We start from the raw sequence: 24,773 nt of genomic DNA, 5'->3' as shown, positions 1-24,773 counted from the left end.
TCACCTGATACCCCTTCGCTCTTTCTGTGATTGACATTACATTCCCGGTGGATCAAGCTAAGCAAGCGCTCACTCACTTGAAGTTGACGTCAACTTTCAATAGATTCAACCCTGCGGATTCACCGAGGAGTCACCGATGATCGAACCCGGCCAGCGGACAAGCACCGACAACCCGCCGACCTTGCCCGACACCGCACCGTCGTCGGCCGCCACCACCCGCGCCCACCGCAAGCTGCTCGCCGCGGGCCTGGTCGGCAGCTCGATCGAGTGGTACGACTTCTTCCTCTACGGCACCGCCGCCGCGCTGGTGTTCCCCCACGTGTTCTTCCCCGACGCCTCGGCGCTGATGGGCACCCTGCTCTCGTTCAGCACCTTCTGGGCGGGCTTCGTCGCACGACCCCTCGGCGGCCTGCTCGCCGGGCACTTCGGCGACCGGTACGGCCGCAAGCCCGTGGTCGTCGTCTGCCTGCTGGCCATGGGCCTGGCCACCTTCGCGATCGGCTGTCTGCCGAGCACCGGCACGATCGGGGTGCTCGCGCCCGTGCTGCTGGTGACGCTGCGCTTCGTGCAGGGCATCGCCTGCGGCGGTCAGTGGGGCGGGATCGTGCTACTGCTCACCGAATCGGCGGGCCCGAAGAAGCGCGGGTTCGCGGGCACCTTCGGGCAGATGGGTGTGCCGCTGGGCCTGATCATGGGCAATCTGGTGTTCCTGGCCGCCACGGCGGCACTGTCGACCGACGCCTTCCTCAGCTGGGGCTGGCGCGTGCCGTTCCTGGCCAGCGCGCTGCTGTTCCCGGTGGTGCTCTACATCCACACCAAGGTCGAGGACTCCCCCGAATTCCGCGAGTTGCAGGCCGAGACCGCGAAGAGGGCCACACCCGCGGTCGCCCAGGCGCCGCTGGCCGAGGCGGTCAAGGAGCACTGGCGCACCATCCTGCTCGGCTGCGGTCTGCTGGCAGGCACCAACTCGCTGTTCTACGTGAGCATCGCGGGCCTGCTCAGCTACGGCACCACCGAACTCGGCATGAACCGCAATGCGCTGCTGGCCATCTCGCTGATCTCCTCCGGCCTGCTCACCGCGGTGATCCTGTGGGCCGGGGCGGTGTCGGACCGGATCGGCAGGCGACCGCTGATCCTCATCGGCGGCGCGGGCATGGCACTGTGGGCGTTCCCGTTCTTCGGGCTGATCAACACCGCCAGTGTGCTCGCCGTGTTCGTCGCGGTCTCGGTCGGCGCGGCCATGCAGGCACTCACCTACGGCCCGCTCGCCGCCTTCATGGGTGAGCTGTTCGCGCCGCGCGTGCGGTACTCGGGCGCCTCGCTGGCCTACCAGCTCGCCGCCATCACCATCAGCGGCGGCACACCGTTCATCATGACCGCGATCATCGCCGAAACCGGCTCCACCACCGGGGTTTCGCTGTTCCTGATGGTCATGGGCCTGATCACCGTGTTCAGCGCGTGGAAGTTGCGCGAGACCAACACCCCGGCGGTCCGCGACGACCCGCAGGCAGTGCCCGGAACCCAGCTGTACTGAACGAACGGAAGGAATTCTCGTGAGAGTTGCCGACAAGGTGGCCATCGTGACCGGGGGCGGCGCGGGCATCGGCGCCGCGCTGGCCGCCGCACTCGCCGCGGCGGGCGCGAAGGTGGTGGTGTCCGACCTCGACGAGCCCGCCGCGCTGGCGGTGTCGGAGCAGATCAATGCCGATCACCCCGGCACTACCGTCGGCGTCGGCGCCGACGCCGCCGTCACCGAGGAGATCCGCGGTCTGATCGCGCTGGCACAGCAGCACTTCGGGCCGGTCGACCTGTACTTCGCCAATGCGGGCATCGTCGGCGCTTCCGGACTCGACGTCACCGACGACGAGTGGGACCGTTCACTGGACGTGAACCTGCGCGCGCACATCCGTGCCGCGCGGCTGCTGGTGCCCGAGTGGGTCGAACGCGGTGCGGGCTATTTCATCAGCACCGCCTCGGCCGCCGGCCTGCTCACCCAGATCGGTTCGGCCACCTACTCGGTGAGCAAGCACGCCGCGGTCGGGTTCGCCGAGTGGCTCAGTGTCACCTACGGCGACCAGGGTGTGCGCGTCAGTTGCCTGTGCCCGATGGGCGTCAACACGAAACTGCTGTACGCGGGCCAGAATTCGGGCGAGGAACTCGGCGCCGCGGCGACCCGCGCGGTCGTCTCGGCGGGCGATGTCCTCGAACCCGCCGACGTGGCCGACATCGTGCTCACGGCCGTCGCCGCCGAGGAATTCCTGATCCTGCCGCATCCGCAGGTGCTGGACATGTACCGCCACAAAGGCGCCGACTACGACCGCTGGCTGCGCGGCATGCGTCGCTATCAGTCGTCGCTGCTGGCCGAAACCCACTGAGCGAGAGAGAAAGCCATGTCACTGTTCGATCTGAGCGATCGCGCGAAGAAGTATTCCGAAGACCTGCTCGACTTCATGGACGCGCACGTCTACCCGGCTGAAGCCGTCTACGACGCGCAGATGCGCGAATCCGGCGACCCCCATTTTCAGCCGCCCGTCCTCGAAGAGCTCAAAGCCGAAGCCAAGCGGCGCGGCCTGTGGAACCTCTTCCACCCGCACCCCGGGCGTGGACCCGGCCTCACCAACCTCGAGTACGCGCCGCTGGCCGAGATCATGGGTCGCAGCCACCTCGCCGCCGAGGCCTGCAACTGCAACGCCCCCGACACCGGCAACATGGAAGTGCTCGAGCTGTTCGGCACCGAGGAGCACAAAGAGAAATACCTGAAGCCCCTGCTCGACGGCACCATGGCATCGGCGTTCGCGATGACCGAACCGCGGGTGGCCAGCTCCGACGCCACCAATATCGAACTGTCGATGGTGCGTGACGGCGAGGACTACATCCTCAACGGCCGAAAGTGGTTCGCCACCAACGCCTTGCACAAGAACTGTCGCGTGATGATCGTGATGGGCAAGACCGATCCCACCGCGGCGCCGCACCGTCAGCAGACCATGATGGTGGTCCCGATCGACGCGCCGGGCGTCACGATCCTGCGCGGACTGCCGGTCTTCGGCTACCAGGAACGCGAAGGCCACGCCGAGATCGACTTCGCCGACGTGCGCGTGCCCGCCACCGACGTACTCAAAGGCGAGGGCGAGGGTTTCGCGATCAGCCAGGCCCGGCTCGGACCCGGCCGCATCCACCACTGCATGCGCAGCATCGGGATGGCCGAACGCGCGCTGGAGCTGATGTGCAGGCGCGCGCAGGCGCGGGTCACCTTCGGCAAGCCCATCGCCGACAACGCCAATATCCAGGACTGGATCGCCGAGTCACGCATCGAGATCGAGATGATCCGGCTGCTCACGCTCAAGGCCGCGCATCTGATGGACACCGTCGGCAACAAGGCCGCGCGCACCGAGATCGCCGCCATCAAAGTTGCCGCGCCGAACATCGCGCTCAAGGTCGTCGATCGGGCGATTCAGGTGCACGGGGCCGGCGGTGTCACCGACGACTTCCCACTCGCCGCCGCCTGGGCGCACCTGCGCACACTCCGGCTCGCCGACGGCCCCGACGAAGTACACAAGCGTGCCATCGCGCGTCAGGAACTGCACAAGTACAAGGAGAGCAACTGATATGACCGGACTGGATCTCACCGGCCGCACCGCCATCGTCACCGGCGCCTCGCGCGGCATCGGTCTGGCGATCGCCCAGGCGCTGGCCACCGCGGGGGCCAACGTCGTGTTGACCGCGCGCACACAGGAATCCGCTGACGCGGCCGCGGCGCAGATCGTCGGCACCGCGATCGGCGTCGGCGCGCACGTGGTGGACGAAGACGCCGCGCGACGCTGCGTCGAGCTGACCATCGAGCGGTTCGGCAGCGTCGACATCCTGGTCAACAACGCGGGCACCAACCCGGCGTTCGGCCCGACGATCGACCAGGATCACGCCCGCTTCGCCAAGATCTTCGACGTGAATCTGTGGGCTCCCGTGCTGTGGACGTCGCTGGTCACCCGCGCGTGGATGGGCGAGCACGGCGGCGCCGTGGTCAACACCACCTCGATCGGCGGCCTGAGTCTCGAGCCGAACATCGGGCTGTACAACGCGTCCAAGGCGGCACTGATCCACCTGACCAAGCAGTTGGCGATGGAACTGTCGCCGAAGGTGCGCGTCAACGCGATCGCGCCGGGCGTGGTGCGGACCAAGCTGGCCGAAGCGCTGTGGCAGGAGCAGGAGCGCGAGCTCTCGGCCTCGACCGCGCTGGACCGGATCGGCGAGCCCGACGACGTCGCCGCCGCGGTGGCCTTCCTGGTCTCCGACGCGGCGAGCTGGATCACCGGCGAGACCATGGTGATCGACGGCGGCCAGCGGCTCGGCGACGTCGCACCGTTCCGGAGCGGAGCCTCGGTCGGTGCCTGACGTGCACGAGGTGGTCGGCGTCGACCCGGTCGCCGTCGGCCGATGGTTCACCGCGGTCGGCGTCGAGCACACCGCGCCACTGCGTTTCGACCGGATCGGCCTCGGCCAATCGAACCTGACCTACCTGGTGCGCGACGGCGCGGACCGCCGGTGGGTGCTGCGCAGGCCGCCGCTGGGGCACCTGCTCGCCTCCGCGCACGATGTGGTGCGCGAGGCCAGGATCATGGCGGCGCTCGAGTCCACCGATGTCCCGGCGCCGCGGATTCTCGGCGTCGTCGACGATCCGGCGGTGTCCGAGGTACCGATGGTGCTGATGGAATTCGTCGACGGGCAGGTGGTCGACACCATGGCGATCGTGGAATCGCTGACCCCGCAGCGTCGCCGGGCCATCGCCGAATCACTGCCGCGCACGCTGGCGAAGATCCACGCGGTCGACCTGACCGCCGTCGGCCTCGCCGATCTGGCGAGTCACAAGCCCTACGCCGCCCGCCAGCTCAAACGGTGGGGCGGGCAATGGGAGCAATCCAAGACCCGGGAGCTGCCGGAGCTCGACGAGCTCACCCGCAGGCTGACCGCCGACATCCCGGAGCAGCGAGAGGTGACCCTCGTGCACGGCGACTTCCACCTGCGCAACGTGATCACCGCGCACGAGACCGGCGAGGTGGTGGCCGCGCTGGACTGGGAACTGTCCACCCTCGGCGACCCGCTGGCCGACATGGGCAGCCTGCTCGCCTACTGGGCCGAACCGGGTGAGAACACCGGCGGCGACTTTCCCGCGTCGGCGCTGCCCGGTTTCCCCGACCGCGCGCAGATGTCAGAGGCCTACCTCGCGCTGACCGGACGCGACCCGGCGGCCCTGCGCTACTGGCATGCCTTCGGGCTGTGGAAGCTCGCCGTCATCGCCGAGGGCGTGCTCCGCCGAGCGCGGGACACGCCGCAGAACAGGGCCGCCGCGGGCACCCCGACCGTCGAACGTATCGACGCGATCGTGCACAAGGCACTCGATGTCACCGAAGAAATCTAGACAGGAGCAGACATGACTCGCACCGCCATCGTCACCGGCGCTGCCCGCGGCATCGGCGCCGCCATCGCGACCCGGCTGGCCACCGACGGCATGGCTGTCGCCGTGCTGGACCTCGACGAATCAGCGTGTAAGGCAACGGTCGACGCCATCGAGACCGCTGGGGGCACCGCGCTCGCGGTGGGCGCCGATGTCGCCGACGAGGCCGCCGTCGCGGCGGCTGTCGAGCGCGTGGCCGGCGAACTGGGCGCGCCCACCGTGCTCGTGAACAACGCGGGCATCATCCGCGACAACATGCTGTACAAGATGACCACCGACGACTGGGACGCGGTGCTGAACGTGCACCTGCGCGGCGCCTTCCTGATGACCCGCGCGGTGCAGCAGCACATGGTCGCGGCGAACTACGGCCGCGTGGTCAACCTGTCGAGCACCTCCGCGCTGGGCAATCGCGGCCAGGCCAACTACGCCGCCGCGAAGGCGGGCATGCAGGGCTTCACCAAGACCCTGGCCTTCGAACTCGGCAAGTTCGGCGTCACCGCCAACGCCATCGCACCCGGCTTCATCGAGACCGAGATGACCGCCGCGACGGCCGCGCGCATCGGGATGGACTTCGAGGAGTTCAAGCGGGTCTCGGCCGCGCAGATTCCGGTCAACCGGACCGGAACGCCCCAGGACATCGCGCACACCGCGTCGTTCCTGGCCGGGGAGGGCGCGGGGTTCGTCTCCGGCCAGGTCATTTACGTCGCCGGCGGACCGAAGGACTGATCAACGATGAAAGCATGGCAGGTAACCGAACTCGGCGAACCGCGGGATGTGCTGCAGTTCAACGACATCGACGATCCGGTGGCCGGACCCGGGCAGGTGCTGGTGCGTGTCCTCGCGGCGCCGGCCAACTTCCCCGACGTGCTGCTGTGTCGCGGGCAGTACCAGGTCAAGCCGCCGCTACCGTTCACGCCCGGCGTCGAGCTGTGCGGTGAAGTGGTGGCGGTCGGCGACGGGGCCGACTTCGCGGTCGGTGACCGGATCGTCGGCACCACGAACCTACCCGGCGGCGCGTTCGCCGAGCTGGCCGTGCTCGATGCCGACAGCGCGTTTCCCGCGCCGGACTCCCTCGACGACGCCGAGGCCGCCGCACTCGTCATCGGCTATCAGACGAGCTGGTTCGCCCTGCACCGCCGCACCCAGGTGCGGCCCGGCGAGACGCTGTTGGTGCACGCCGCCGCGGGTGGCGTGGGCAGTTCCGCCGTGCAGCTGGGTAAGGCGGCGGGCGCGCGGATGATCGGTGTCGTCGGTGGCGCGGAGAAGGCCGACTACTGCCGCCGCCTCGGCGCCGACCTCGTGATCGACCGGCGCACCGAGGATTTCGTGCCGATCGTCAAGGAGTTCACCGGCGGCCGTGGCGCCGACGTGATCTACGACCCGGTCGGCGGCGACGCCTATGCCAAGTCCACCAAGTGCATCGCCTTCGAAGGTCGCATCCTGGTGATCGGCTTCGCGGGCGGCACGATCCCCCAGCCCGCGCTCAATCACGCGCTGATCAAGAACTATTCGATCATCGGACTGCACTGGGGTCTCTACAAGCAGTACAACCAGCAGGCGATCGCCGACTGCCACGCCGAGCTGTCTCGGCTGGCCGCGGCGGGCAAGGTGAGACCACTGATCAGCGAACGCCTTTCGCTCGGCGACGTCCCCGACGGCCTCGGCCGCCTCGGCGACGGCGACACCGTCGGCAGGCTCGTCTTCCACCCCCCGCTATAAATAGGGCATGGAACGACGTGCGGAGACCGCAGGCGACAGCGCGCCGCCCTCGATGGCGCGCACCTCGCTGCTGCGCGAGCTGCCCGCCACACCACGTGGGCTGCGAACCAGGACAGCGCTGATCGACGCGGGCCGGAAGGTGTTCGAGCGCATGGGGTATCTCGATACCCGGCTCGTGGACATCACCCAGGAGGCCAAATGCTCCTCGGGCACCTTCTACACCTATTTCGCCGGGAAAGAGGAGATCTTCGCGGCGATCCTGGAGCACGCCCAGGAAGACATGATGCATCCCGGGATGGAGCATGTGGCGGGTGACGACGATCCCGTGTCGATCATCGAGGCCAGCAATCTGGCGTACTTCGAGGCCTACAAGCGCAATGCGAAGTTGATGGGGCTGCTCGAACAGGTCGCCAATATCGACCCCGAGTTCAGCAAGCTCCGCCAGGAACGGGCCGACGCGTTCATCCGCCGCAACGCGCGCAGCATCGCCGATCTCCAGCAGCGCGGTCTCGCCGATCCCGAGCTGGACCCGATGCTGTCCTCACGGGCGCTGTCGGGGATGGTCAGCAGGCTGGCCTTCAACTATTTCGTCACCGGCGACGGGCTCCTCGACGGCAAGCCGCTCCCGGTCGAGGAGCTCGTCTATACGGTGACCCGGCTCTGGGCGAACGCGCTGCGCATGCCGCTGAAGAACTGACCGGCGCCCCGACCGAACGAAAAAATCCCCTCACCGAGTTATCTGGTGAGGGGATCGAAGGTGGCCAGAGCCGGGATCGAACCGGCGACCTACCGCTTTTCAGGCGGTCGCTCGTACCAACTGAGCTACCTGGCCGGAAGTACCGGATTGCTCTGGTACTACGTGCGACCCTGACGGGACTCGAACCCGCGACCTCCGCCGTGACAGGGCGGCGCGCTAACCAACTGCGCTACAGGGCCATGCTTCTGCAGTACTGCTAGACACAGTCCGAAGACTGTACCCCCTACGGGATTCGAACCCGCGCTACCGCCTTGAAAGGGCGGCGTCCTAGGCCGCTAGACGAAGGGGGCTCGTTCCGAATCTCTCCGGGGCGGCTTCAACGTTTCCGTTGGGAGCTCGCATAGCTTATGACAGGTGTGCGCAGAGTTCCAAATCGCCTGGTCAGGCGCCCAAACCGAGGTCATCCAGGCGTGCTTGCTCCCGCCAGCCCTCGGTGCGGAAGTTCTGGATCCACAACGGGGTGGCCATCGCCTCCACGATAACCTCCAGCACCTCGGCGAAGCGGGCGCGCAAGTCGGCGGCCGAACCGTTGGAGATCGGGTCGACCAGATAGCGCTGACCCGCCAGCGCCGCGGACAGGGTCCGGGTGAAGCGGTCGGGGTCGGCGTCGGCGCGCAGCTGGCCGTCGTCGATGGCGCGGACCGCGAGCACGCGGGTGGCGCGGCCGACGATGCGTCCGCCGCCGTTGCCGGTGTCGCGATGGAAGTCGGGTTCGATCACGAGGCGGTACTCGGCTTGGACGATGGTGTCGTGTTCCAGACGGAGGGCGATCTCGTCGACCATGCCGTGCAGCACGTCGAGCGGACCGAGGTCGGCGCGCGCGAGCCAGCGCTCCGCGCAGATCCGGTACCGCTCGACCGCGGTCTCGAGCACCGCGCGCGCCAGGTCTTCCTTGGAGTCGAAGTGGAAGTACATCGCGCCCTTGGTGGCGCGCGAACCTTCCAGAATGCGGTTGAGCGATGCCGCGGCATATCCGCTCTTCCCGAACTCGACGGCCGCGGACTTGATTATCGCCGCGCGTGTCCGGCGCGCCCGCTCTTGCTGCCGTGCCATGCTCGAAACGCCTCCGAACCTTCTCGACGCCTACGGTCGAATACAGACCGTTGGTGCGAATTGTGGTTTTAATTCAAACTTTCGGTATGAAAAACGTGCGGCGCCTCGCACAGCGGCCCCGCCACCAGTGAGAACCGCCTCCTCCCGCGGTCACGACTACCCCTTTGCCGGGAGTTCGCGCACCCATCGCGATCACCTCGGCCTGCGATCTGTCGGCGAATTCCCGAAACGCCACACCCTGCACCGGAACCACGGAAAACGCGGCACCGGTGATTGTTTCGAAATTCACCAGGCGATCACCGTACCCGTATTCGCGAGTCGACACGCGGCGATTGGAGTACCCATCCGAACATCCGATCCGGTTATCCAAACCAGCAAACGAAGCGCAACCGGAATGGTTACTTCGGGTACGAATTCCATAGGCGCGCAGCTCGGTTGACCACCGCGCCGGCACCGCCGACGTTCGCCGAACGGTCGCGAGACCGGCGCCCACCTTGGACCTCTCCATCGCTGCTGCACCCCTGCTTGTCGAAAGATGTTGCGATACAACAGTATTCGATGACCATACGCAACCCGTAACGCGAACACCGCTGGGGCACCGGGTGTTTACCAGGAATCGTCGCGCACGTCCACGTCGTTACCGGTCGCCACCAGCGGCGATCAGCCGCCCGCGACTCGGGCCGGGGGGACTGTTCGGTCCTTCGGCACAGCGTCCGCTAGACTCCGCTGCGCGCCCCTTTAGCTCAGTTGGTAGAGCTGGTGACTTTTAATCACTAGGTCGTAGGTTCGAGTCCTACAGGGGGCACCACGACGACTACCGTGACCATCGTCACGTGGCGACGCGCCAACCGCAGACGCCGCCGAAACCACCGGTTTCGCGCACCGCCTCACCTAACCTGAGCGCGACCCGGGCTTCCGGGCGCCCACAACCTCAGGCGGAGTGAGATGACTTCCTTCGACGATTTGCTCTCCCAAGTACCCATCGCCCAGATCGCCGACCAGCTCGGCGTCGACCAGGCGACCGCGACCACGGCCGTGCAGGCCGCGCTGCCGACGCTGCTCGGCGGACTCCAGGCCAATGCCGCCCAGCCACAGGGCGCGGCCGCACTGCTCGGCGCGCTCGACAACCACGGCGGCCTCGTCGAAGGCGAAGGCGCGGTGGATCTGCAGCAGGTGGACGTCGGCGACGGCGAGAAGATCGTCGACAACGTCTTCGGTGACGAGAAGAACACCGTCATCAGCGCGCTCGGCGCGGGCGGCGGAACCGGTGGCAACGACCTGATCGGCAAGCTGCTGCCGATTCTCGCCCCGATCGTGCTCGCCTACGTGGCCAAACAGCTCACCGGCGGTGGCGGCGGCGCGGCGCCGGCGCCGCAGCAGACGCAGGCCTCCGGCGGCGGTCTCGGCGATCTGCTGGGCGGTCTGCTCGGCGGCAGCGGCAACACCGGCGGGCTCGGCGGCATGATCGGCGATGCCCTGTCGAAGAACGCGGGGGGTGCGCTGGGCAGCGTGCTCGGCGGCCTGCTCGGCGGCAAGCGCTGAGATGTTCATCTACCTGTAGTTAACGTCGCGAGGCCCGCAGCGATAGTCCCTATGCTGCGGGCCGAACGCCTAGACTCGTCAGCAAGACCATCGGTTCTACCGGCGAGTTGTGGCGTTGCTCAACATCGTCGGAAAACCGCTCTGTTGCGTTTCGCATCACACCTACGGTGCCGTAAGGTATGGCCGCATCGCGACGTTCGACCGCAAGCACGACAGCGAAGGGTTTTTACATGGCAAGGGATCTGACTCAACTCGAACTGCTCACGGAGTTGGAGCCGGTTGCCGAGGAAAACGTCAACCGGCACATGTCGCTCGCCAAAGAATGGCATCCGCACGACTACGTCCCGTGGGACGAGGGCCGCAACTTCGCCGCCATGGGCGGCATCGACTGGGATCCTGAGCAGTCCAAGCTCAGTGAGGTCGCCAAGGCGGCCATGATCACCAATCTGCTCACCGAGGACAATCTGCCGTCCTACCACCGTGAGATCGCCGAGAACTTCTCCCAGGACGGCGCGTGGGGCACCTGGGTCGGTCGCTGGACCGCCGAGGAGAACCGGCACGGCATCGTGATGCGCGATTACCTGGTGGTCACCCGTGGTGTGGACCCGGTCGCCCTCGAAGAGGCCCGGATGATCCACATGACCAACGGCTTCGCCTCCCCCGCCGAGGTCGACGCCGGCTTCCTGCACTCGGTCGCCTACGTGACCTTCCAGGAACTGGCCACCCGCGTGAGTCACCGCAACACCGGCAAGGTGTGCGACGACCCGATCGCCGACCGCATGCTCCAGCGCGTCGCGGCCGACGAGAACCTGCACATGATCTTCTACCGCAACCTCTGCGGCGCGGCGATGGACCTGAGCCCCGACCAGACCATCGAGGCCATCTCGATGATCGTCGAGAACTTCCAGATGCCCGGCGCGGGCATGCCGAACTTCCGTCGCAACGGCGTGCTGATGGCCAAGCACGGCATCTACGACCTGCGTCAGCACCTCGAAGAGGTCGTGCAGCCGGTGCTCAAGAAGTGGAACGTCTTCGACCGCACCGACTTCACCGCGCGTGGCGAGGCCACCCGTGAGCGGCTGGCAGGCTTCCTGGACAAGCTGGGCCAGGACGTACTGAAGTTCGAGGAGCAGCGCGACAAGATGCTCGCTCGCGAAGCCAAGCGCCGCGAAATGGTCGCGGTTTAGGTTTCAAAAAAAGCGCTGCGCACCTTGATCGCAAAGGTGCGCAGCGCTTTTGTGTGGATGTCTACCGATGTCCGGCGATCCGGGTTCGCGAACTACTTCATCGGGAGGGCGCCGTCGGCGCTGCCGACGTCGGTGATCTTCCAGTCCTGGCCCGCGTCGACGGTGATGTTGTAGGTGACGGTGTTGCGCAGGCCGTCGGGGTTCTGCGCGTTGGTGGTGCTCACGTCCACGAACGCCGCGACCTTGTAGACCTCGCCCTCGTGCGAGAGCACCTTGGCGGTGATCGGCGTGGCGGTGGAGGTCCACTTCAGCGGGATGATGATCTGCTCGAGTTTCGCGCCGGTGGCATCGAACTTCTTCGACAGCTCGGGCGACGTTCCGGCCTTGAGCTCGGCGACCCAGGCGTTGACGTCCTGGTAGTTCAGGGTCGCCGAGCCGACGGAGTAGTCGAGGGCGATCTGTTCGGCCTTCGCGTCGTCGGCGGCCTGCTCCTTCATGTCGGAGATCTCGGAACGGGCCGAGCCGAGCAGCACGCCGAGCACCAGCGCGATAATCGCGAGGACGGCGATCACGGCACCGCCCACCAGCGAAGAGACGCGCACGGCGACCGTGCCCTTGTCGGGCGTGGCAGGGGTTTTCGTCGGGTCGGTGGCGTCTTCCATGGGGGTCTTCTCCGATTACGTGGGGACAGCGCACCGCCGGAGGCGACGATGCCAGCAGAGTAAGGCTACTGACGTCGCGGACCTGTTCCGGACACGGCGTAGCAGGTAAACGGTGTCATCTCGGTCGCAGTGGCGGCGATGACCCGCGGATAAGCACCAGGACGCGAGATCGATCACATCGGGGCGGATGAGACAATCGTGTGCGTGACTACCACGCTGCCCCAGGCGCCCACCGCGCTGCGGATCGGGCCCTACCCGGTCGATCCGCCGGTTGTGCTCGCGCCGATGGCGGGCATCACCAACCGTGCCTTCCGCAGGCTGTGCCGGGAGTTCGGTAGCGCGACCTCGATCTATGTGTGCGAGATGATCACCGCACGCGCGGTGGTCGAGCGCAACGAGAAGACGCTGCACATGATGTCGTTCGACGCCGACGAGCATCCGCGCTCGATGCAGCTCTACGGGGTGGACCCCAAGACCCTCGGCGAGGCCGTGCGGATCATCGTCGGCGAGGGCTGGGCCGACCACATCGACCTCAACTTGGGCTGCCCGGTCCGCAAGGTGACCAAGCTCGGCGGCGGTTCGGCGCTGCCGTACAAGCGCAGGCTGTTCGCCAATATCGTCCGTGAGATGGTGGCCGCTGCCGAACCGGCCGGCGTTCCGGTGACCTTCAAGTTCCGCATCGGCATCGACGACGACCACCACACCTACCTCGACACCGGCCGCATCGCCGAGGCCGAGGGCGCTGCAGCCGTGGCGCTGCACGCGCGCACCGCGGCCCAGCTCTACTCGGGCGAGGCCGACTGGTCGGCCATCGCCCGGCTCAAGGAAGCCGTCACCTCCATCCCGGTCCTCGGCAACGGCGACATCTTCACCGCCGACGACGCCCTGCGGATGATGAACGAGACCGGCTGCGACGGCGTGGTCGTCGGCCGCGGCTGCCTCGGTCGGCCGTGGCTGTTCGCCGAACTCAGCGCGGCCCTGCGCGGCGAACCGATCCCGGAGGGGCCGACGCTCGGCCGCGTCGGGGAGATCCTGGTGCGCCACGCCACCCTGCTCACCGAGCACGACGGTGAGGACAAGGCCATGCGCGATATCCGCAAGCACATGGCCTGGTACCTGATGGGTTTCCCGGTCGGCTCGCAGCTGCGGCGCAGCTTCGCCACCGTGTCGAAGCTGTCGCAGATCGAGGACCTGGTCGGGCAGCTCGACCAGGCCGTGCCGTTCCCCACCGACGCGCTCGGACCCCGCGGACGCCAGGGTTCGCCGCAGACCAAGGTGGTGCTTCCGGAGGGCTGGCTCGACGACCCGGAGGACGACACCGTCCCGGCCGCGGCCGATGTGATGCACAGCGGCGGCTGATCAGCCGCCGATAACGGGTCGACATCAATTCGTAAGCCGCCACGGTTCCGCCCGATGGCACCCGCTCGAGCAGGGCTTTTCGACGGCGATTCGCGCTTCGCAATCAAATCGTCAGCGATTCCCGTGTGTACTGGAGTGGCCTCTCGTGGCGGAATCGTTATCATTGCGGGATCGTTCGACTCTGGTTCGAATCGGAGCCGGGCGGTGACGCGCAGGCTGCGCCAGATAGAGAAGTGAGGTTCGTTGGTGGGTGACGATCGGCGCGGGCGTACGCCCCGGCCCGGAAATCGCGCCCCCTGGGAGCGATACCCGACGGCCGAACCCACCGAGCAACCGGAAAACGGCTCGCGACGTTCGCGTCACGCCGACGCGACGCAGGACGCCGGTTCCGCACCGCTGACGGTGGCCGACCTGGTGAACCGGGTCGACAGCGAACGCACCAGACGCGGCAGACGCGTTCCGCCCGCCGAGAGCGCCGAGCCCGGCTCACGCGCGGGCCGCCGCGCCCGCGAACAGGCACCGCGCCCCACCCCACGTCCCGACATCGCGCCCCGCACCGACGGCTCCCCCGTCGTCGACGACATCGTCGGCACCCCACCCCATCGCGCCGAATCCCCCGCCGACCGCACCGCGACCACCGCGCTGCCCGCCCAGTCGAAGGAGCCGGTACGCACCGCCGTCCCGGCACGGAGGGTGGGCGGTCCGGTCGATCCGCCCACGGACATCCTGCCCGCGGTGAACGCCGCCGCCGAACGCGAGCGTGCCCGGCCGGTCAAATCCGCGTCCGCGGCACCGCCACGTCGTCCGGACGGCCGTGCGGGCACAGGAGAGCGCCGGAACAAGCAGGCACGGGTGGCAGGGCGCGTCACGCTCACGTTCGTCGCGGTGCTCACGCTGGTGATCACCGGCGGCGGCTGGAGCTACCTCCAGGCCACCAACAACAGCTTCACCCAGGTCGACGCACTCGGCGGCGGCGCCACGGGCGACGTGCTCGACGGCGATATGCAGCTCGGCGACGAGAACTACCTCATCGTCGGCACCGACACCAGAGCGGGCGTCAACGCCGACATGGGCGCGGGTTCCGCCGCCGACACCGAGGGCGCCCGCGCCGACACGGCGATGCTGGTGCACATCCCGAAGAACCGCTCGCGCGTGGTGGTCGTGTCGTTCCCGCGCGACCTCGACGTCTCCCGTCCGGTGTGCTCGGGCTGGGACAACGACACGGCCACCTATACCGACCAGAAACTCGAGTCGGCCATGAGCGACAAGCTCAACGCCGTCTACGCCCGCGGCGGGCCCAAGTGCCTGGTCGACGTGATTCGCAAGATGTCGGGCCTGACCATCGGCCACTTCATCGGCATCGACTTCGCCGGCTTCGAAGCCATGGTCGACCAGGTCGACGGCGTCGAGGTGTGCTCGACCAAGCCGATCATCGACGGCGTCCTCGGCCCGGTGCTCGAGACCTCGGGCAAGCAGCGGGTCAACGGCGAGACCGCGCTCAACTATGTGCGCGCCAGGCACGTGGTCGGTGAGGAACGCAGCGACTACGACCGGATCAACCGCCAGCAGCGCTTCCTCGCGTCGCTGTTGCGCGGGGCGTTGTCGAGCAAGGTGCTCTTCGATCCGGGCAAGCTCAACGGGTTCATCCAGGCGTTCACCGCCCACACCTTCGTCGACAAGGTGACGCCGCAGGACCTGCTGCTGCTCGGCCGTTCTCTGCAGAAGATGGACGCGGGCGCGGTGACGTTCCTGACCATCCCGACGGCGGGCACCACCTCCTACGGCAACGAGATTCCGCGCGAATCCGACATCAAGGCCATCTTCCGCGCCGTGATCGACGACCAGCCGCTGCCGGGTGAGACCAAGGCCCCCGAGGTGCAGAGTTCGGCGCCGTCACCGGCCCCGGTCGCACCCAAGCAGTACGCGGTGGCCCCCGGCACGATGTCGCTGCTGGTGTCCAACGGTTCGACCACGGCGGGCGCGGCCAAGACCGTCGCCTCCAAGCTCAGCTACCAGGGTTTCGGGATCTACAACACCGGCAACTACTCCGGCGGTACCGCGACGACCTCGACGATCCGCTACGCCGCGGGTCTGGAAGCCGAGGCCGCCACCGTGGCGAGCACGATCCCCGGCGCGGTTCTGGAGCAGGCCAACGAGCTGGGCAGCATCATCGAAGTGGTGGTCGGCACCGATTTCGCGGGCACGGTCCGCACGGTGACACCGGTCGGCACCGAACTGCCGACCGTGCCGATGGGGCAGCCGCACAGCGCGGCCCCGGTCGCATTGCCCTCCGACCTCGAGCACATGAACGCCGCCGACGACACCTGCAAGTGAGGCAGCCGCTGACCTGCCACGACACTGCCACGTGGCATTAACCCAGCGTTGGGTGACAGGGGTCCGGGTACCCACTAGGGTCTGCAATCATGCGTGTCATCTACAACGAGCAAATGGCCGACCTCGCCAACCTCCTCGGCGAGATGGCCGGTCTCGCTGGCCAGGCCATGGAACAGGCCACCCAGTCACTGCTGCAGGCCGACCTGGGTCTGGCCGAGCAGGTCATCGGTGAGCAGGATCGGATCTCGGTGATGATCACCGAGGCCGAGGAGAAGGCCTTCGCGCTACTCGCACTGCAGGCCCCCGTCGCGGGCGACCTGCGCCAGGTCGTCAGCGCGATTCAGATCGTGGGCGACGTCAACCGGATGGGTGCGCTCGCGCTGCACGTCGCCAAGGTGACCCGCCGCCGCCACCCCGCCCACGCCCTGCCCGAGTCGGTCAACGGCTACTTCGCCGAGATGGGCCGCATCGCGGTCAACATGGGCGCGGGCGCCAAAGAGGTACTCGAGTCCCGCGACCCCGAGCGCGCCGCCCAGCTCAACCAGGACGACGAGGCGATGGACGACCTCCACCGCCACCTGTTCACCCTCCTGATGGACCGTGACTGGAAGTACGGCGTGGCCGCCGCCGTGGACGTCACCCTGCTCGGCCGCTACTACGAGCGCTTCGCCGACCACGCCGTGGAGATCGGCCGTCGCGTGATCTTCCTGGTAACGGGCGTCCTGCCCGGCGACGAGGACCTCGAAACCAGCTGAGAATCACGAGTCAGCCCCCGCTCACCGCGGGGGCTTTTTCGTGTCGGCCGCACAACGAAAAGCGGCTCGAACGCGTCGGGCAGAACCGTGCAGGTAGTCGACACTTTTTGGCCGGATTCCGCTGCCGCCCTGATCATTTCGATTGTCGACAGCCATTGTTTCCGCCAACACGGTTCGGTAGGCTACGTAACAAGGGGGGTTGGAAACAGCGCAACCTCTGTGGGGATCTATTGAAATGGAAGAGGATTCGCGATGGCAATACGATTGCTTTCTGGTGCACTGCTCGGTGCCGCCACGATCTTGACCGCGACGTTGCTTGCCCCGCAAGCTGCGGCCGCGCCGACAGCGCCTTGCGATGCGTACCACGTTGGCGACGTTCAGTACGAGGGCGGGACGAAGTGGTTGTGCTATTCATACGGCCAGGGCGCGTACGGATGGATCATTGCCTGATAGTCACCGCTGATAACAGGCGGTAGCCAGATCACGCAAAAACGCTCGGCCGAGGTTTCCCGGCCGAGCGTTTTTGCGTGGAAGCCCGTTGAGTTGCAAAGCCCCGCACTCCTTTCAGAAGGAGTGCGGGGCTTTGCCTGTGCTCTTTAACCGAAGCGGCCGGAGATGTAGTCCTCCGTGGCGCGCTGGGTGGGGTTGGAGAAGATCTTCTCGGTGTCGTCGATCTCGATCAGGCGGCCGGGCTTGCCCTGGGCCTCGAGGTTGAAGAAACCGGTCTGGTCACTCACCCGCGCGGCCTGCTGCATGTTGTGGGTGACGATGACGATCGTGAACTCTTTCTTGAGCTCGGTGATCAGATCCTCGATCGCCAAGGTGGAGATCGGGTCCAGGGCCGAACACGGCTCGTCCATCAGCAGGACGTCGGGCGAGACCGCGATGGCGCGGGCGATGCACAGACGCTGCTGCTGACCACCGGAGAGGCTGCCACCGGGCTTGTCGAGACGGTCCTTGACCTCGTTCCAGAGGTTGGCGCCCTTGAGCGAGCGCTCGGCGACCTCGTCGAGCTCCTTCTTGTTGCGCACACCCTGCAGCTTGAGCCCGGCCACCACGTTGTCGCGAATCGACATGGTGGGGAACGGGTTCGGGCGCTGGAACACCATGCCGATGGTGCGACGCACGCCGACCGGGTCGATCGAGGAGCTGTAGATGTCCTCGCCGTCGAGCAGCACGGCGCCTTCGACGCGGGCGTTCGGGGTCACCTCGTGCATGCGGTTGAGCGAGCGCAGCACGGTGGACTTGCCACAGCCGGAGGGACCGATGAAGGCGGTGACGCTGCGCGGCAGCACGGTCAGTTCCACATTCGCCACGGCGTGGAAGCTGCCGTAATAGATGTTGAGATCTTTGACGTCGATCCGCTTGGCCATCTGAGTATTCCGTTCGCTTCTATCGGTTCCGGGTGAGCAGCTTGTTGACGCCGGCGGCAGCCAGGTACAGCAGTGCGATCATGAGGATCAGCGTGAACGCCGCACCCCAGACACGTTCGCGGCCGGCAGCCTCCGGGTTGGCCAGCTCTTGGTAGATCAACAGCGGCAGCGAGGCCATGTTGCCGTCGAAGATGTTCTGGTTGATCGACTTGCTGTAGCCGACCAGCACGAGCACCGGCGCGGTCTCACCCATGACGCGGGCCACGGCGAGCAGGATGCCGGAGATCATGCCGGGCGCCGCCGTGGGAATGACGATCCGCAGGATGGTCTTCCACTTCGGCACACCGAGCGCGTAGGACGCCTCACGCAGCTCGTCGGGCACCAGCTTCAACATTTCCTCGGTGCTGCGCACCACCACCGGCAGCATCAGCAGCACCAGCGCCAGCGAGACGGCGAAGGAGCTCTGCGGCATGCCGAAAGTGGCGATCCAGAGCGCGAAGATGAACAGCGCGGCGACGATCGAGGGCACACCGGCCAGGATGTCGACCATGAACGTCGTCACCTTGGCGAGCCGACCGCGACCGTATTCGACGAGGTACACCGCGGCCATGATGCCCAGCGGCACCGCGATGACAGAGGCGACCAGCGACTGCACAATCGTGCCGTAGATCGCGTGGTAGACGCCGCCGCCGGTCTGGTCCGGCAGGATGCCCTTCTGCGAGTTCATCCACCAGTCAGCGGACGCGATCGCGGTGATGCCCTTGGTGACCACCAGGCCGAGCACCCACACCAGGGGGATCAGCGCGATGACGAAGCACAGCGTGACCAGGCCGGTGGCGACATTGTTCTTGATCCGGCGTGCGGTACTGACCTCACGAAAGGTCCGAGCCTTTACCGGCTTGTCGAGAGTCGTTGTGGTGGTCATCAGCCGTTCACCTTTCCACCGGAGGCCAGGCGGGCCAGTGCGTTGACGACGAAGGTCAGCGCGAAGAGGACGAAGCCCGCGGCGATATAGGCGCCGGTCGGCAGCGGTGCGCTGAACTCCGAAGCAGCCGAGGCGATCTTGGAGGCGAAGGTGTAGCCGCCGTCGAACAGCGACCAGGTGCCGGGCACCGAAGCCGTCCGCAGCACAACGAGGACGGCGATCGTCTCGCCGAGCGCACGACCGAGGCCGAGCATGGAACCGGCGATCACACCGCTGCGGCCGTACGGCAGGACAGTCATGCGAACGACTTCCCACTTGGTGGCGCCGAGCGCCTGCGCTGCCTCGATGTGCGCACGCGGAGTCAGCGAGAACACTTCACGAGACACCGAGGTGATGATCGGCAGGATCATGACAGCGAGCACGACGCCCGCGGTGAAGATCGTGCCGCCACCGCTGATCGAGATTCCGCCTTCGGTGTGGGAGAACAGGAAGAACCAGCCGAGGTTCTCGTTCAGGAATTCCTGGACCGGCACGATCTTGGGTGCCAGCACCAGGAAGCCCCACAGACCGAACACGATGGACGGCACCGCGGCGAGCAGGTCGACCAGCATCGTGAGCGGCTTACCCAGTCGCGACGGCGCGTAATGCGTCAGGAACAGCGCGATACCGACACCGATCGGCACCGCGACGATGAGCGCGAACACCGAGCTCAGCACCGTGACCATGAACAGGTCGCGGATACCGAAGCGCAGGTTGTTCGCGTCACCGGTCGAGAATTCGGTACTGGTGAAGAAGTTGACCTCGTCAGCCCTGATCGAGGGGACCGCGCGGATCAGCAGGAACAGCGCGATCAACGCGATGGCGGCGACGATCGTCGCGCCGGCCGCGGTGGCCGTCCACCGGAAGATCGTCTCGGCGTTCAGGCGGCCGGTACGACCCCCGTCAGGGGCCTTGTCGATTTTCGGTTCGGTCGGCATATTCGCAGTATCTCCGGCCGCCCGTGGGCTCGTCGAGTTCGACGAGCCCACCGCGGTCACCTCAGGGTGCATGGTCATGGCCAGGATGCGATCAGGAAATGGCGTTGATCGCGGTGGTCAGCTTGGTCTTGAACGCGTCGGGCAGCGGCACGTAGCCCGCCTCGGTCAGACCGTTCTGGCCGTTGGTGACGGCCGAGGTCAGGAAGGCCTTGACGGCCTTGCTGGTCTCGGCGTCGGCGTACTTGGAGCACACGATCTCGTAGGTGGCCATGACGATCGGGTAAGAGCCGGCGGCGGTCGGCTTGTAGAACGAGCTGGTGTCGAGGACGAGGTCGTTGCCCTCACCCTTGATCTTCACGCCGTCGATGGCCTTGGCGGCCGACTCGGCCGACAGCTTGACCGGGTCCTTGCTCGCGGAGGTGATGATCTGCGAGATGGACAGGTTCTGCGCCTTGGCGAAGGACCACTCGTTGTAGGTGATCGAGTTCTTGGTGCTCTTGATGGCGGCCGAGGTGCCCTCGTTGCCCTTGGCGCCTTCACCGACGCCACCGTTGAAGGTCTTGCCGCCGCCCTTGCCCCACGCGCCGTCGGAGGCCGCGTCGAGGTAGAGCTGGAAGTTGTCGGTGGTGCCCGACTCGTCGGAGCGGAAGATCACGGCGATCTTCTCCGAGGGGAGCTTGGCGTTGGGGTTGAGCGCCTTGATCTCGGGGGCATCCCAGGTGGCGACGGAGCCGTTGAACACCTTGGCGGCGGTCGGGCCGTCGAGCACCAGGTCGGTGACGCCGTCGACGTTGTAGGTCACGGCGATCGGGCCGAAGACGGTCGGCAGGTTCCACGCGGGGGCGCCGCAACGCTCCGCGGCCTTGGCCGGCTCTTCCTTCTTGGAGCTCAGCGCCGAGTCGGAGCCACCGAAATCGGTCTGGGCGCCGAGGAACTCGTTGACGCCGGCGCCCGAACCACTCGAGGTGTAGTTGAGGGTGAAGCCGTCGCAGTTGTTCTCGTAGGCCGCGACGAAACGCTCCATGGCGTTCTTCTGCGAGGAGGCGCCGGACGCCTTGAGCGCCTTCTTGCCACCACAGGCAACGCTGGTGTTGGCGGCGTTGCTGGCATCGCCACTGGTGGTGTTCTCGTCACTGCCACAGGCGGCCAGGGTCATGGCGCCCACGGCGAAGACGCCGACCAGGGCACTGGTGCGCTTGAAGTTCACTTTTCCTCCGACAATGCTGGGTGTCTCACTCGGTCCCTCACCGGCCCGAGCGAGGCTGGCTGGTGCTCGCTATCCCCGAAGGAATGCGCGCACCAGGCGACGACTGTGCCGCCCAGAAGTAACCTAAGGTCGTCCGGTTGACAGTTGGCCCGATGTGGGTTAACGGAGAATGAACAGCCCGGCGCGATCAATGCCGCGAATGTGACGTTAGCCCCAGTTTTACTCGCTCTTACCCGGTCATCCGCGCAATATTCTCCTCGCGCACCAGAATTCACCTCGGATGTGAGGTGACTCGCATCAGGGCAGGGAGTACGCCACGTCGATGTGGGCGGGGGCGAATCCGAGCTTGGTGTAGGTGTTCACGGCGGCGGTGTTGTCCGCCTCGGTGTAGAGCAGGACTTCCGTGGAGCCGGCCGCGCGCAGGTGTCGCAGACCGGCCAGGGTGAGCAGTCTGCCCAGGCCACGCCCCTGCGCGGACGGGTCGACCCCAACCACGTACACCTCACCGGCGGGGGCGGCGTCGGGGTGCTGTTTGGTCCAGTGGAAACCGAGCAGGCGGTTCGGGTCGGCGGCGTCGAACGCCAGGAACAGGCCGGCCGGTTCGAACCAGGACTCGGCCCGGCGAGCGGCGATATCGCGCTCGGTCCAGCCGCCCTGTTCGGGGTGCCAGGTGAAAGCCGCGTTGTTCACCCGCAGGATCTCGAGGTCGTCGACGGGGCCCGCGTAGGTGCGCAGGATGAGGTCTGCGGGGAGCTCCAGTTCCGGTAGCTCCGGGGTTGCCAGCGAGCGGCGCATCTGCCACAGCTCACGAGCCGTGACCAGCCCGAGGCCGGTCGCCAGCGCCTTGGCCGCGGGCAGGTCACCGTGTGCCCACACCCGCGCTCCCGCGCCGCCCTCGGCCAGTGCGGCACGGACCAGATCCGCGCCGATGCCGACACCACGCGCGGCGGGATCGACGGCGACCTCGGCCATCGCGGGGTGTTCGTCATGTGCCGCAACGAGATTCGCGTAGCCCACCACCTCGCCCACGCGTATCGCCAGCAGATGCCGGGTCGACGGATCGGCTTCGGCGAGGGACAGCACCGCCTGCTCCGAGACCGGGGCGACACCGTCGACGTCAGCCGCGCGGTCGAGCAGTGCGCGCACCTTTTTCGCGGTGCCGGGTTCGATCCGATCGGTCCAGGTCAGAGTTGCTGTGTCCGGCATCGCGATTCTCCTCGGTGCGCTGCTACTGCGCGGTGCCGTTGAGCGGGGCGAAGGAGTCGTCGCCGTCGATGTCCTCGTCGACGAAGGTCACCGCGGGCTCACCCTTGGCCGTGGCCGTCCGAGCCGGGCGCACCGCCTTGTAGCCGACGTTGCGCACGGTGCCGATCAGCGACTCGTACTCGGTGCCGAGCTTGGCGCGCAGGCGTCGCACGTGCACGTCGACGGTGCGGGTGCCGCCGAAGAAGTCGTAGCCCCAGACCTCCTGCAGCAGCTGGGCGCGGGTGAACACCCGGCCCGCGTGCTGCGCGAGGTACTTGAGCAGCTCGAATTCCTTGTAGGTGAGGTCGAGCGGGCGGCCACGCAGGCGCGCGGTGTAGGTGCCCTCGTCGATCACCAGCTCACCCAGGGTGATCTTGCCGGTGTTCTCCGGGCTGGCGACCCCACCGTTGCGTCCGACCAGCAGCCGCAGGCGCGCGTCGAGCTCGGCGGGGCCGGTGCCGGGCAGCAGGATGTCGTCCAGGCCCCAGTCCGCGTTGACGGCCACCAGGCCGCCCTCGGTCAGGACCGCGACCACCGGAACCGAGGACCCGGTGCTGCCCAGCAGTCGGCACAGACCGCGCGCGGCGGCCAGGTCGGTTCTGGCGTCGACCAGCGCGACATCGGCGCTACTCGCCTCCAGCAGGGACGACACCTCGGTCGGCGCGGGCCGGACGTTGTGCGCCAGGAGCGTCAACGACGGTAGGACCGCATCGGGGTTGGGGTCGGAGGTCAGTAGGAGCAGCTCCATGGGGCTCTCCTCCTATCTCGTTGCTCCGCGGACGACAGCAGCCGCGTAGCTACGTCGCCGAAACACAGGTTAAGTCGTGTGCAACATTAGCGCCTCCACAGCCACTACCTCGCAACACGGCGTCCGTTTTGTGTCCTTCGCCCTCGCGCTGGTCGGACCAGGGGCCCGCGACCCGCGGCGCCAGCCGCTACTGTCAGGGCATGCGCAAGCTGATCATCGGGCTTCTCTGCCTGGCCGGTTTGGCGGTGGTCATCGATTTCGGCGCCGCCGCCTATTCGGAGTACCACGTCTCCCGTCAACTGCGGGCGGGCGCGGATCTGTCGGCCGACCCGGAAGTCACGTTCCACGGATTCCCGTTCGCCGCCCAGGCGATGAGCGGCCGCTACGACGACGTGACCATCCGCGCCCGCGCCGTGCGCCCCGACATCCCCGGCGAGGTCGGCATCGAGGCCAAGCTGCAGGGCCTGCACGCCTCGGCCGGCGAGTTGCTCGACGGTGCGGCACGCACGGCGCAGGTCGACCGGATCGACGCGCTGATGCGTTTCGAGCCCACCGAGCTCGGCAAGCTCTTCGGCATCCCGGACCTGCAGGTCCACACCCCGCCGGCCGACAAGTCCGACGGCACGGGCGGCTCCGGTGGGTCGGGGATGACCACCGCGGGCGTCCTCGTCCTCAAGGGCACCCTGCCGACCGCGGCGAACGGCCGCGTGCTGCCCGCCGGTGTCACCCCGTCCAGCTCCGCGACGCGCGTGCCGGTGCAGATCCAGGCCGACCTGCTGCTCGAGGGCGACAAGGTCCGCATCCAGGCGACCGGTTTCTACACCGACACCACCAGCACGGTCGACACGACCGCCGCGGTCAAGACCGATTCGAAGATCCCCGAGACCGATCACGCCGCTGTCCTCGCCCGATTCAGCCGTACGATCGACATCAAGGAGTTGCCGTTCGGTGTCGCACCGACCGAGGTGTCGGCGCTCGGCGGCCAGATCGTCGTCGAGGGTGTCGGCCGCAACGTCACCATCGACCTGGACCGATTGCAGCAACCATGATCGAGATCGTCATTCTGGCCGCCGTCATCGCGGCCGCCGTCGCGGCCGGTTTCTACCTGTCGCGCAGGCAGGGACAGATTCGTCCCGCCACCCTCGACCCCGAGACACACCAGCGCGCCCGCCTGCTCGACGCCGCCGGTGTGACCGGTGCGGCCCCCGCGGTGCTGCACTTCTCCGCCGACTGGTGCGGCCCGTGTGACGCGGTCCGCCGGGTCGTCGCCGGCGTCACCGCCGACCTGTCGGAGTCCCCGAATGCCCCGCGCGACATCGAGATCGACATCGACGCCGATCCCGCGCTCGCCCGCGAGCTCAATGTCCTCTCCCTGCCGACGACCTTCGTCTTCGATGCCGAGGGCAAGGAACGCTTCCGCATCTCCGGCGTCCCGAAGGCGGGCGATCTGCGCACCGCCCTGGAGCCCCTGACAGTGTGAT

Annotated in this window: 23 protein-coding genes and 4 tRNA genes; 16 read left to right on the top strand and 11 right to left on the bottom strand. The window is 67.3% G+C overall.

Annotated elements, in window-relative coordinates:
* The first annotated feature begins 136 nt into the window (after positions 1 to 136).
* The 8 genes from ACFVJ5_RS12965 to ACFVJ5_RS12930 are packed head-to-tail and all read left to right on the top strand — an operon-like array spanning position 137 to position 7,865.
* Complete coding sequence (locus ACFVJ5_RS12965) at positions 137 to 1,534, top strand: MFS transporter (RefSeq protein WP_379220154.1); 1,398 nt, start codon at positions 137 to 139, stop codon at positions 1,532 to 1,534.
* A gap of 19 nt (positions 1,535 to 1,553) precedes the next feature.
* Complete coding sequence (locus ACFVJ5_RS12960) at positions 1,554 to 2,375, top strand: SDR family oxidoreductase (RefSeq protein ID WP_379220153.1); 822 nt, start codon at positions 1,554 to 1,556, stop codon at positions 2,373 to 2,375.
* Positions 2,376 to 2,390: 15 nt separating this feature from the next.
* Positions 2,391 to 3,605 (top strand): acyl-CoA dehydrogenase family protein, encoded by a 1,215-nt coding sequence (locus tag ACFVJ5_RS12955; protein ID WP_379220152.1) that lies wholly within the window; start codon positions 2,391 to 2,393, stop codon positions 3,603 to 3,605.
* A 1-nt stretch (position 3,606) separates the two neighbouring features.
* Complete coding sequence (locus tag ACFVJ5_RS12950) at positions 3,607 to 4,389, top strand: SDR family oxidoreductase (RefSeq protein ID WP_379220151.1); 783 nt, start codon at positions 3,607 to 3,609, stop codon at positions 4,387 to 4,389.
* Positions 4,382 to 5,413 (top strand): phosphotransferase family protein, encoded by a 1,032-nt coding sequence (locus tag ACFVJ5_RS12945; RefSeq protein ID WP_379220150.1) that lies wholly within the window; start codon positions 4,382 to 4,384, stop codon positions 5,411 to 5,413. Before ACFVJ5_RS12950 ends, ACFVJ5_RS12945 begins: the two co-directional genes overlap by 8 nt.
* Positions 5,414 to 5,425: 12 nt before the next feature.
* Positions 5,426 to 6,175, top strand: a complete 750-nt coding sequence (locus ACFVJ5_RS12940) for an SDR family oxidoreductase (protein ID WP_379220149.1) — start codon at positions 5,426 to 5,428, stop codon at positions 6,173 to 6,175.
* A gap of 6 nt (positions 6,176 to 6,181) precedes the next feature.
* Positions 6,182 to 7,168 (top strand): NADPH:quinone oxidoreductase family protein, encoded by a 987-nt coding sequence (locus tag ACFVJ5_RS12935; protein WP_379220148.1) that lies wholly within the window; start codon positions 6,182 to 6,184, stop codon positions 7,166 to 7,168.
* Positions 7,169 to 7,175: 7 nt separating this feature from the next.
* Positions 7,176 to 7,865 carry a TetR/AcrR family transcriptional regulator gene (locus ACFVJ5_RS12930; protein WP_379220147.1) on the top strand — a complete coding sequence of 230 codons (690 nt, stop codon included), beginning with the start codon at positions 7,176 to 7,178 and terminating at the stop codon, positions 7,863 to 7,865.
* A 61-nt stretch (positions 7,866 to 7,926) separates the two neighbouring features.
* Here ACFVJ5_RS12930 and ACFVJ5_RS12925 read toward each other — a convergent pair.
* From ACFVJ5_RS12925 to ACFVJ5_RS12910, 4 genes are all read right to left on the bottom strand, one after another.
* A tRNA-Phe gene (locus tag ACFVJ5_RS12925) sits at positions 7,927 to 8,000 on the bottom strand.
* Positions 8,001 to 8,030: 30 nt separating this feature from the next.
* A tRNA-Asp gene (locus ACFVJ5_RS12920) sits at positions 8,031 to 8,104 on the bottom strand.
* A 38-nt stretch (positions 8,105 to 8,142) separates the two neighbouring features.
* Positions 8,143 to 8,215: transfer RNA gene (locus ACFVJ5_RS12915), tRNA-Glu, on the bottom strand.
* A gap of 91 nt (positions 8,216 to 8,306) precedes the next feature.
* Positions 8,307 to 8,978, bottom strand: a complete 672-nt coding sequence (locus ACFVJ5_RS12910) for a TetR family transcriptional regulator (protein ID WP_378657991.1) — start codon at positions 8,976 to 8,978, stop codon at positions 8,307 to 8,309.
* A 732-nt stretch (positions 8,979 to 9,710) separates the two neighbouring features.
* On the opposite strand from ACFVJ5_RS12910, the gene ACFVJ5_RS12905 reads away from it, so the two are divergent.
* The 3 genes from ACFVJ5_RS12905 (at position 9,711) to ACFVJ5_RS12895 (ending at position 11,707) form a co-directional block, all read left to right on the top strand.
* Positions 9,711 to 9,786, top strand: a tRNA-Lys gene (locus tag ACFVJ5_RS12905).
* A 137-nt stretch (positions 9,787 to 9,923) separates the two neighbouring features.
* Positions 9,924 to 10,520, top strand: coding sequence for a DUF937 domain-containing protein (locus ACFVJ5_RS12900; RefSeq protein ID WP_379220146.1), 597 nt, complete (start codon positions 9,924 to 9,926; stop codon positions 10,518 to 10,520).
* Positions 10,521 to 10,750: 230 nt separating this feature from the next.
* Positions 10,751 to 11,707, top strand: coding sequence for an acyl-ACP desaturase (locus ACFVJ5_RS12895; protein WP_378631836.1), 957 nt, complete (start codon positions 10,751 to 10,753; stop codon positions 11,705 to 11,707).
* 92 nt (positions 11,708 to 11,799) lie between these two features.
* Here the strand turns inward: ACFVJ5_RS12895 and ACFVJ5_RS12890 are convergent, their stop codons facing one another.
* Complete coding sequence (locus ACFVJ5_RS12890) at positions 11,800 to 12,369, bottom strand: hypothetical protein (protein ID WP_379220145.1); 570 nt, start codon at positions 12,367 to 12,369, stop codon at positions 11,800 to 11,802.
* Positions 12,370 to 12,606: 237 nt separating this feature from the next.
* Between ACFVJ5_RS12890 and dusB the strand changes: the two genes are divergently transcribed.
* The 3 genes from dusB (at position 12,607) to phoU (ending at position 16,817) form a co-directional block, all read left to right on the top strand.
* Positions 12,607 to 13,728, top strand: a complete 1,122-nt coding sequence (gene dusB / locus ACFVJ5_RS12885) for a tRNA dihydrouridine synthase DusB (protein WP_379220632.1) — start codon at positions 12,607 to 12,609, stop codon at positions 13,726 to 13,728.
* 246 nt (positions 13,729 to 13,974) lie between these two features.
* A complete protein-coding gene (locus ACFVJ5_RS12880) occupies positions 13,975 to 16,062 on the top strand; it encodes an LCP family protein (RefSeq protein ID WP_379220144.1) in 2,088 nt (695 codons plus the stop codon).
* 89 nt (positions 16,063 to 16,151) lie between these two features.
* The gene (gene phoU, locus ACFVJ5_RS12875) at positions 16,152 to 16,817 is read left to right on the top strand and encodes a phosphate signaling complex protein PhoU (RefSeq protein ID WP_378658005.1); all 666 of its coding nucleotides are present in this window, start codon (positions 16,152 to 16,154) and stop codon (positions 16,815 to 16,817) included.
* Positions 16,818 to 17,413: 596 nt separating this feature from the next.
* On the opposite strand, the gene pstB is transcribed toward phoU, so the two are convergent.
* The 6 genes from pstB to ACFVJ5_RS12845 all read right to left on the bottom strand — a co-directional run bounded on the left by pstB (position 17,414) and on the right by ACFVJ5_RS12845 (position 23,292).
* Positions 17,414 to 18,190 (bottom strand): phosphate ABC transporter ATP-binding protein PstB, encoded by a 777-nt coding sequence (pstB, locus tag ACFVJ5_RS12870; protein ID WP_056818713.1) that lies wholly within the window; start codon positions 18,188 to 18,190, stop codon positions 17,414 to 17,416.
* A 19-nt stretch (positions 18,191 to 18,209) separates the two neighbouring features.
* Positions 18,210 to 19,115, bottom strand: coding sequence for a phosphate ABC transporter permease PstA (gene pstA / locus ACFVJ5_RS12865; RefSeq protein ID WP_379220143.1), 906 nt, complete (start codon positions 19,113 to 19,115; stop codon positions 18,210 to 18,212).
* A complete protein-coding gene (pstC, locus tag ACFVJ5_RS12860; RefSeq protein ID WP_379220142.1) occupies positions 19,115 to 20,092 on the bottom strand; it encodes a phosphate ABC transporter permease subunit PstC in 978 nt (325 codons plus the stop codon). Before pstC ends, pstA begins: the two co-directional genes overlap by 1 nt.
* A 91-nt stretch (positions 20,093 to 20,183) precedes the next feature.
* A complete protein-coding gene (gene pstS, locus ACFVJ5_RS12855) occupies positions 20,184 to 21,299 on the bottom strand; it encodes a phosphate ABC transporter substrate-binding protein PstS (RefSeq protein ID WP_379220141.1) in 1,116 nt (371 codons plus the stop codon).
* A gap of 297 nt (positions 21,300 to 21,596) precedes the next feature.
* Positions 21,597 to 22,505: a mycothiol synthase gene (gene mshD, locus ACFVJ5_RS12850; RefSeq protein ID WP_379220140.1), complete on the bottom strand. Its 909-nt coding sequence runs from the start codon at positions 22,503 to 22,505 to the stop codon at positions 21,597 to 21,599.
* A 22-nt stretch (positions 22,506 to 22,527) separates the two neighbouring features.
* A complete protein-coding gene (locus ACFVJ5_RS12845) occupies positions 22,528 to 23,292 on the bottom strand; it encodes a response regulator transcription factor (protein WP_101464573.1) in 765 nt (254 codons plus the stop codon).
* A gap of 200 nt (positions 23,293 to 23,492) precedes the next feature.
* Here ACFVJ5_RS12845 and ACFVJ5_RS12840 point away from each other — a divergent pair, with 200 nt between their 5' ends.
* Together ACFVJ5_RS12840 and ACFVJ5_RS12835 are read left to right on the top strand one after the other, a co-directional pair.
* Entirely contained in the window at positions 23,493 to 24,341 is an 849-nt protein-coding gene (locus tag ACFVJ5_RS12840; RefSeq protein ID WP_379220139.1) for an LmeA family phospholipid-binding protein, read from the top strand.
* A complete protein-coding gene (locus ACFVJ5_RS12835) occupies positions 24,338 to 24,772 on the top strand; it encodes a thioredoxin family protein (RefSeq protein WP_379220138.1) in 435 nt (144 codons plus the stop codon). The genes ACFVJ5_RS12840 and ACFVJ5_RS12835 overlap by 4 nt, the downstream gene beginning before the upstream one ends.
* The last annotated feature ends 1 nt before the right edge of the window (position 24,773 follow it).

This window comes from Nocardia sp. NPDC127606, from assembly GCF_042671725.1.
Classification (GTDB): Bacteria; Actinomycetota; Actinomycetes; order Mycobacteriales; family Mycobacteriaceae; genus Nocardia.
Note: the sequence above shows the minus strand (reverse complement) of the source record. Positions and strands in the feature narration are given on the sequence as shown.

Bases quoted from the DNA above. Each gene is read 5' to 3' on its own strand.
- ACFVJ5_RS12955 (WP_379220152.1), top strand. From the start codon at position 2,391: ATGTCACTGTTCGATCTGAGCGATCGCGCGAAGAAGTATTCCGAAGAC.
- pstA (WP_379220143.1), bottom strand. From the start codon at position 19,115: ATGACCACCACAACGACTCTCGACAAGCCGGTAAAGGCTCGGACCTTT.
- ACFVJ5_RS12895 (WP_378631836.1), top strand. From the start codon at position 10,751: ATGGCAAGGGATCTGACTCAACTCGAACTGCTCACGGAGTTGGAGCCG.
- ACFVJ5_RS12965 (WP_379220154.1), top strand. From the start codon at position 137: ATGATCGAACCCGGCCAGCGGACAAGCACCGACAACCCGCCGACCTTG.
- ACFVJ5_RS12935 (WP_379220148.1), top strand. From the start codon at position 6,182: ATGAAAGCATGGCAGGTAACCGAACTCGGCGAACCGCGGGATGTGCTG.
- pstC (WP_379220142.1), bottom strand. From the start codon at position 20,092: ATGCCGACCGAACCGAAAATCGACAAGGCCCCTGACGGGGGTCGTACC.
- ACFVJ5_RS12835 (WP_379220138.1), top strand. From the start codon at position 24,338: ATGATCGAGATCGTCATTCTGGCCGCCGTCATCGCGGCCGCCGTCGCG.
- ACFVJ5_RS12845 (WP_101464573.1), bottom strand. From the start codon at position 23,292: ATGGAGCTGCTCCTACTGACCTCCGACCCCAACCCCGATGCGGTCCTA.
- ACFVJ5_RS12890 (WP_379220145.1), bottom strand. From the start codon at position 12,369: ATGGAAGACGCCACCGACCCGACGAAAACCCCTGCCACGCCCGACAAG.
- ACFVJ5_RS12950 (WP_379220151.1), top strand. From the start codon at position 3,607: ATGACCGGACTGGATCTCACCGGCCGCACCGCCATCGTCACCGGCGCC.
- ACFVJ5_RS12910 (WP_378657991.1), bottom strand. From the start codon at position 8,978: ATGGCACGGCAGCAAGAGCGGGCGCGCCGGACACGCGCGGCGATAATC.
- ACFVJ5_RS12900 (WP_379220146.1), top strand. From the start codon at position 9,924: ATGACTTCCTTCGACGATTTGCTCTCCCAAGTACCCATCGCCCAGATC.
- pstB (WP_056818713.1), bottom strand. From the start codon at position 18,190: ATGGCCAAGCGGATCGACGTCAAAGATCTCAACATCTATTACGGCAGC.
- ACFVJ5_RS12840 (WP_379220139.1), top strand. From the start codon at position 23,493: ATGCGCAAGCTGATCATCGGGCTTCTCTGCCTGGCCGGTTTGGCGGTG.
- phoU (WP_378658005.1), top strand. From the start codon at position 16,152: ATGCGTGTCATCTACAACGAGCAAATGGCCGACCTCGCCAACCTCCTC.
- ACFVJ5_RS12940 (WP_379220149.1), top strand. From the start codon at position 5,426: ATGACTCGCACCGCCATCGTCACCGGCGCTGCCCGCGGCATCGGCGCC.
- mshD (WP_379220140.1), bottom strand. From the start codon at position 22,505: ATGCCGGACACAGCAACTCTGACCTGGACCGATCGGATCGAACCCGGC.
- ACFVJ5_RS12930 (WP_379220147.1), top strand. From the start codon at position 7,176: ATGGAACGACGTGCGGAGACCGCAGGCGACAGCGCGCCGCCCTCGATG.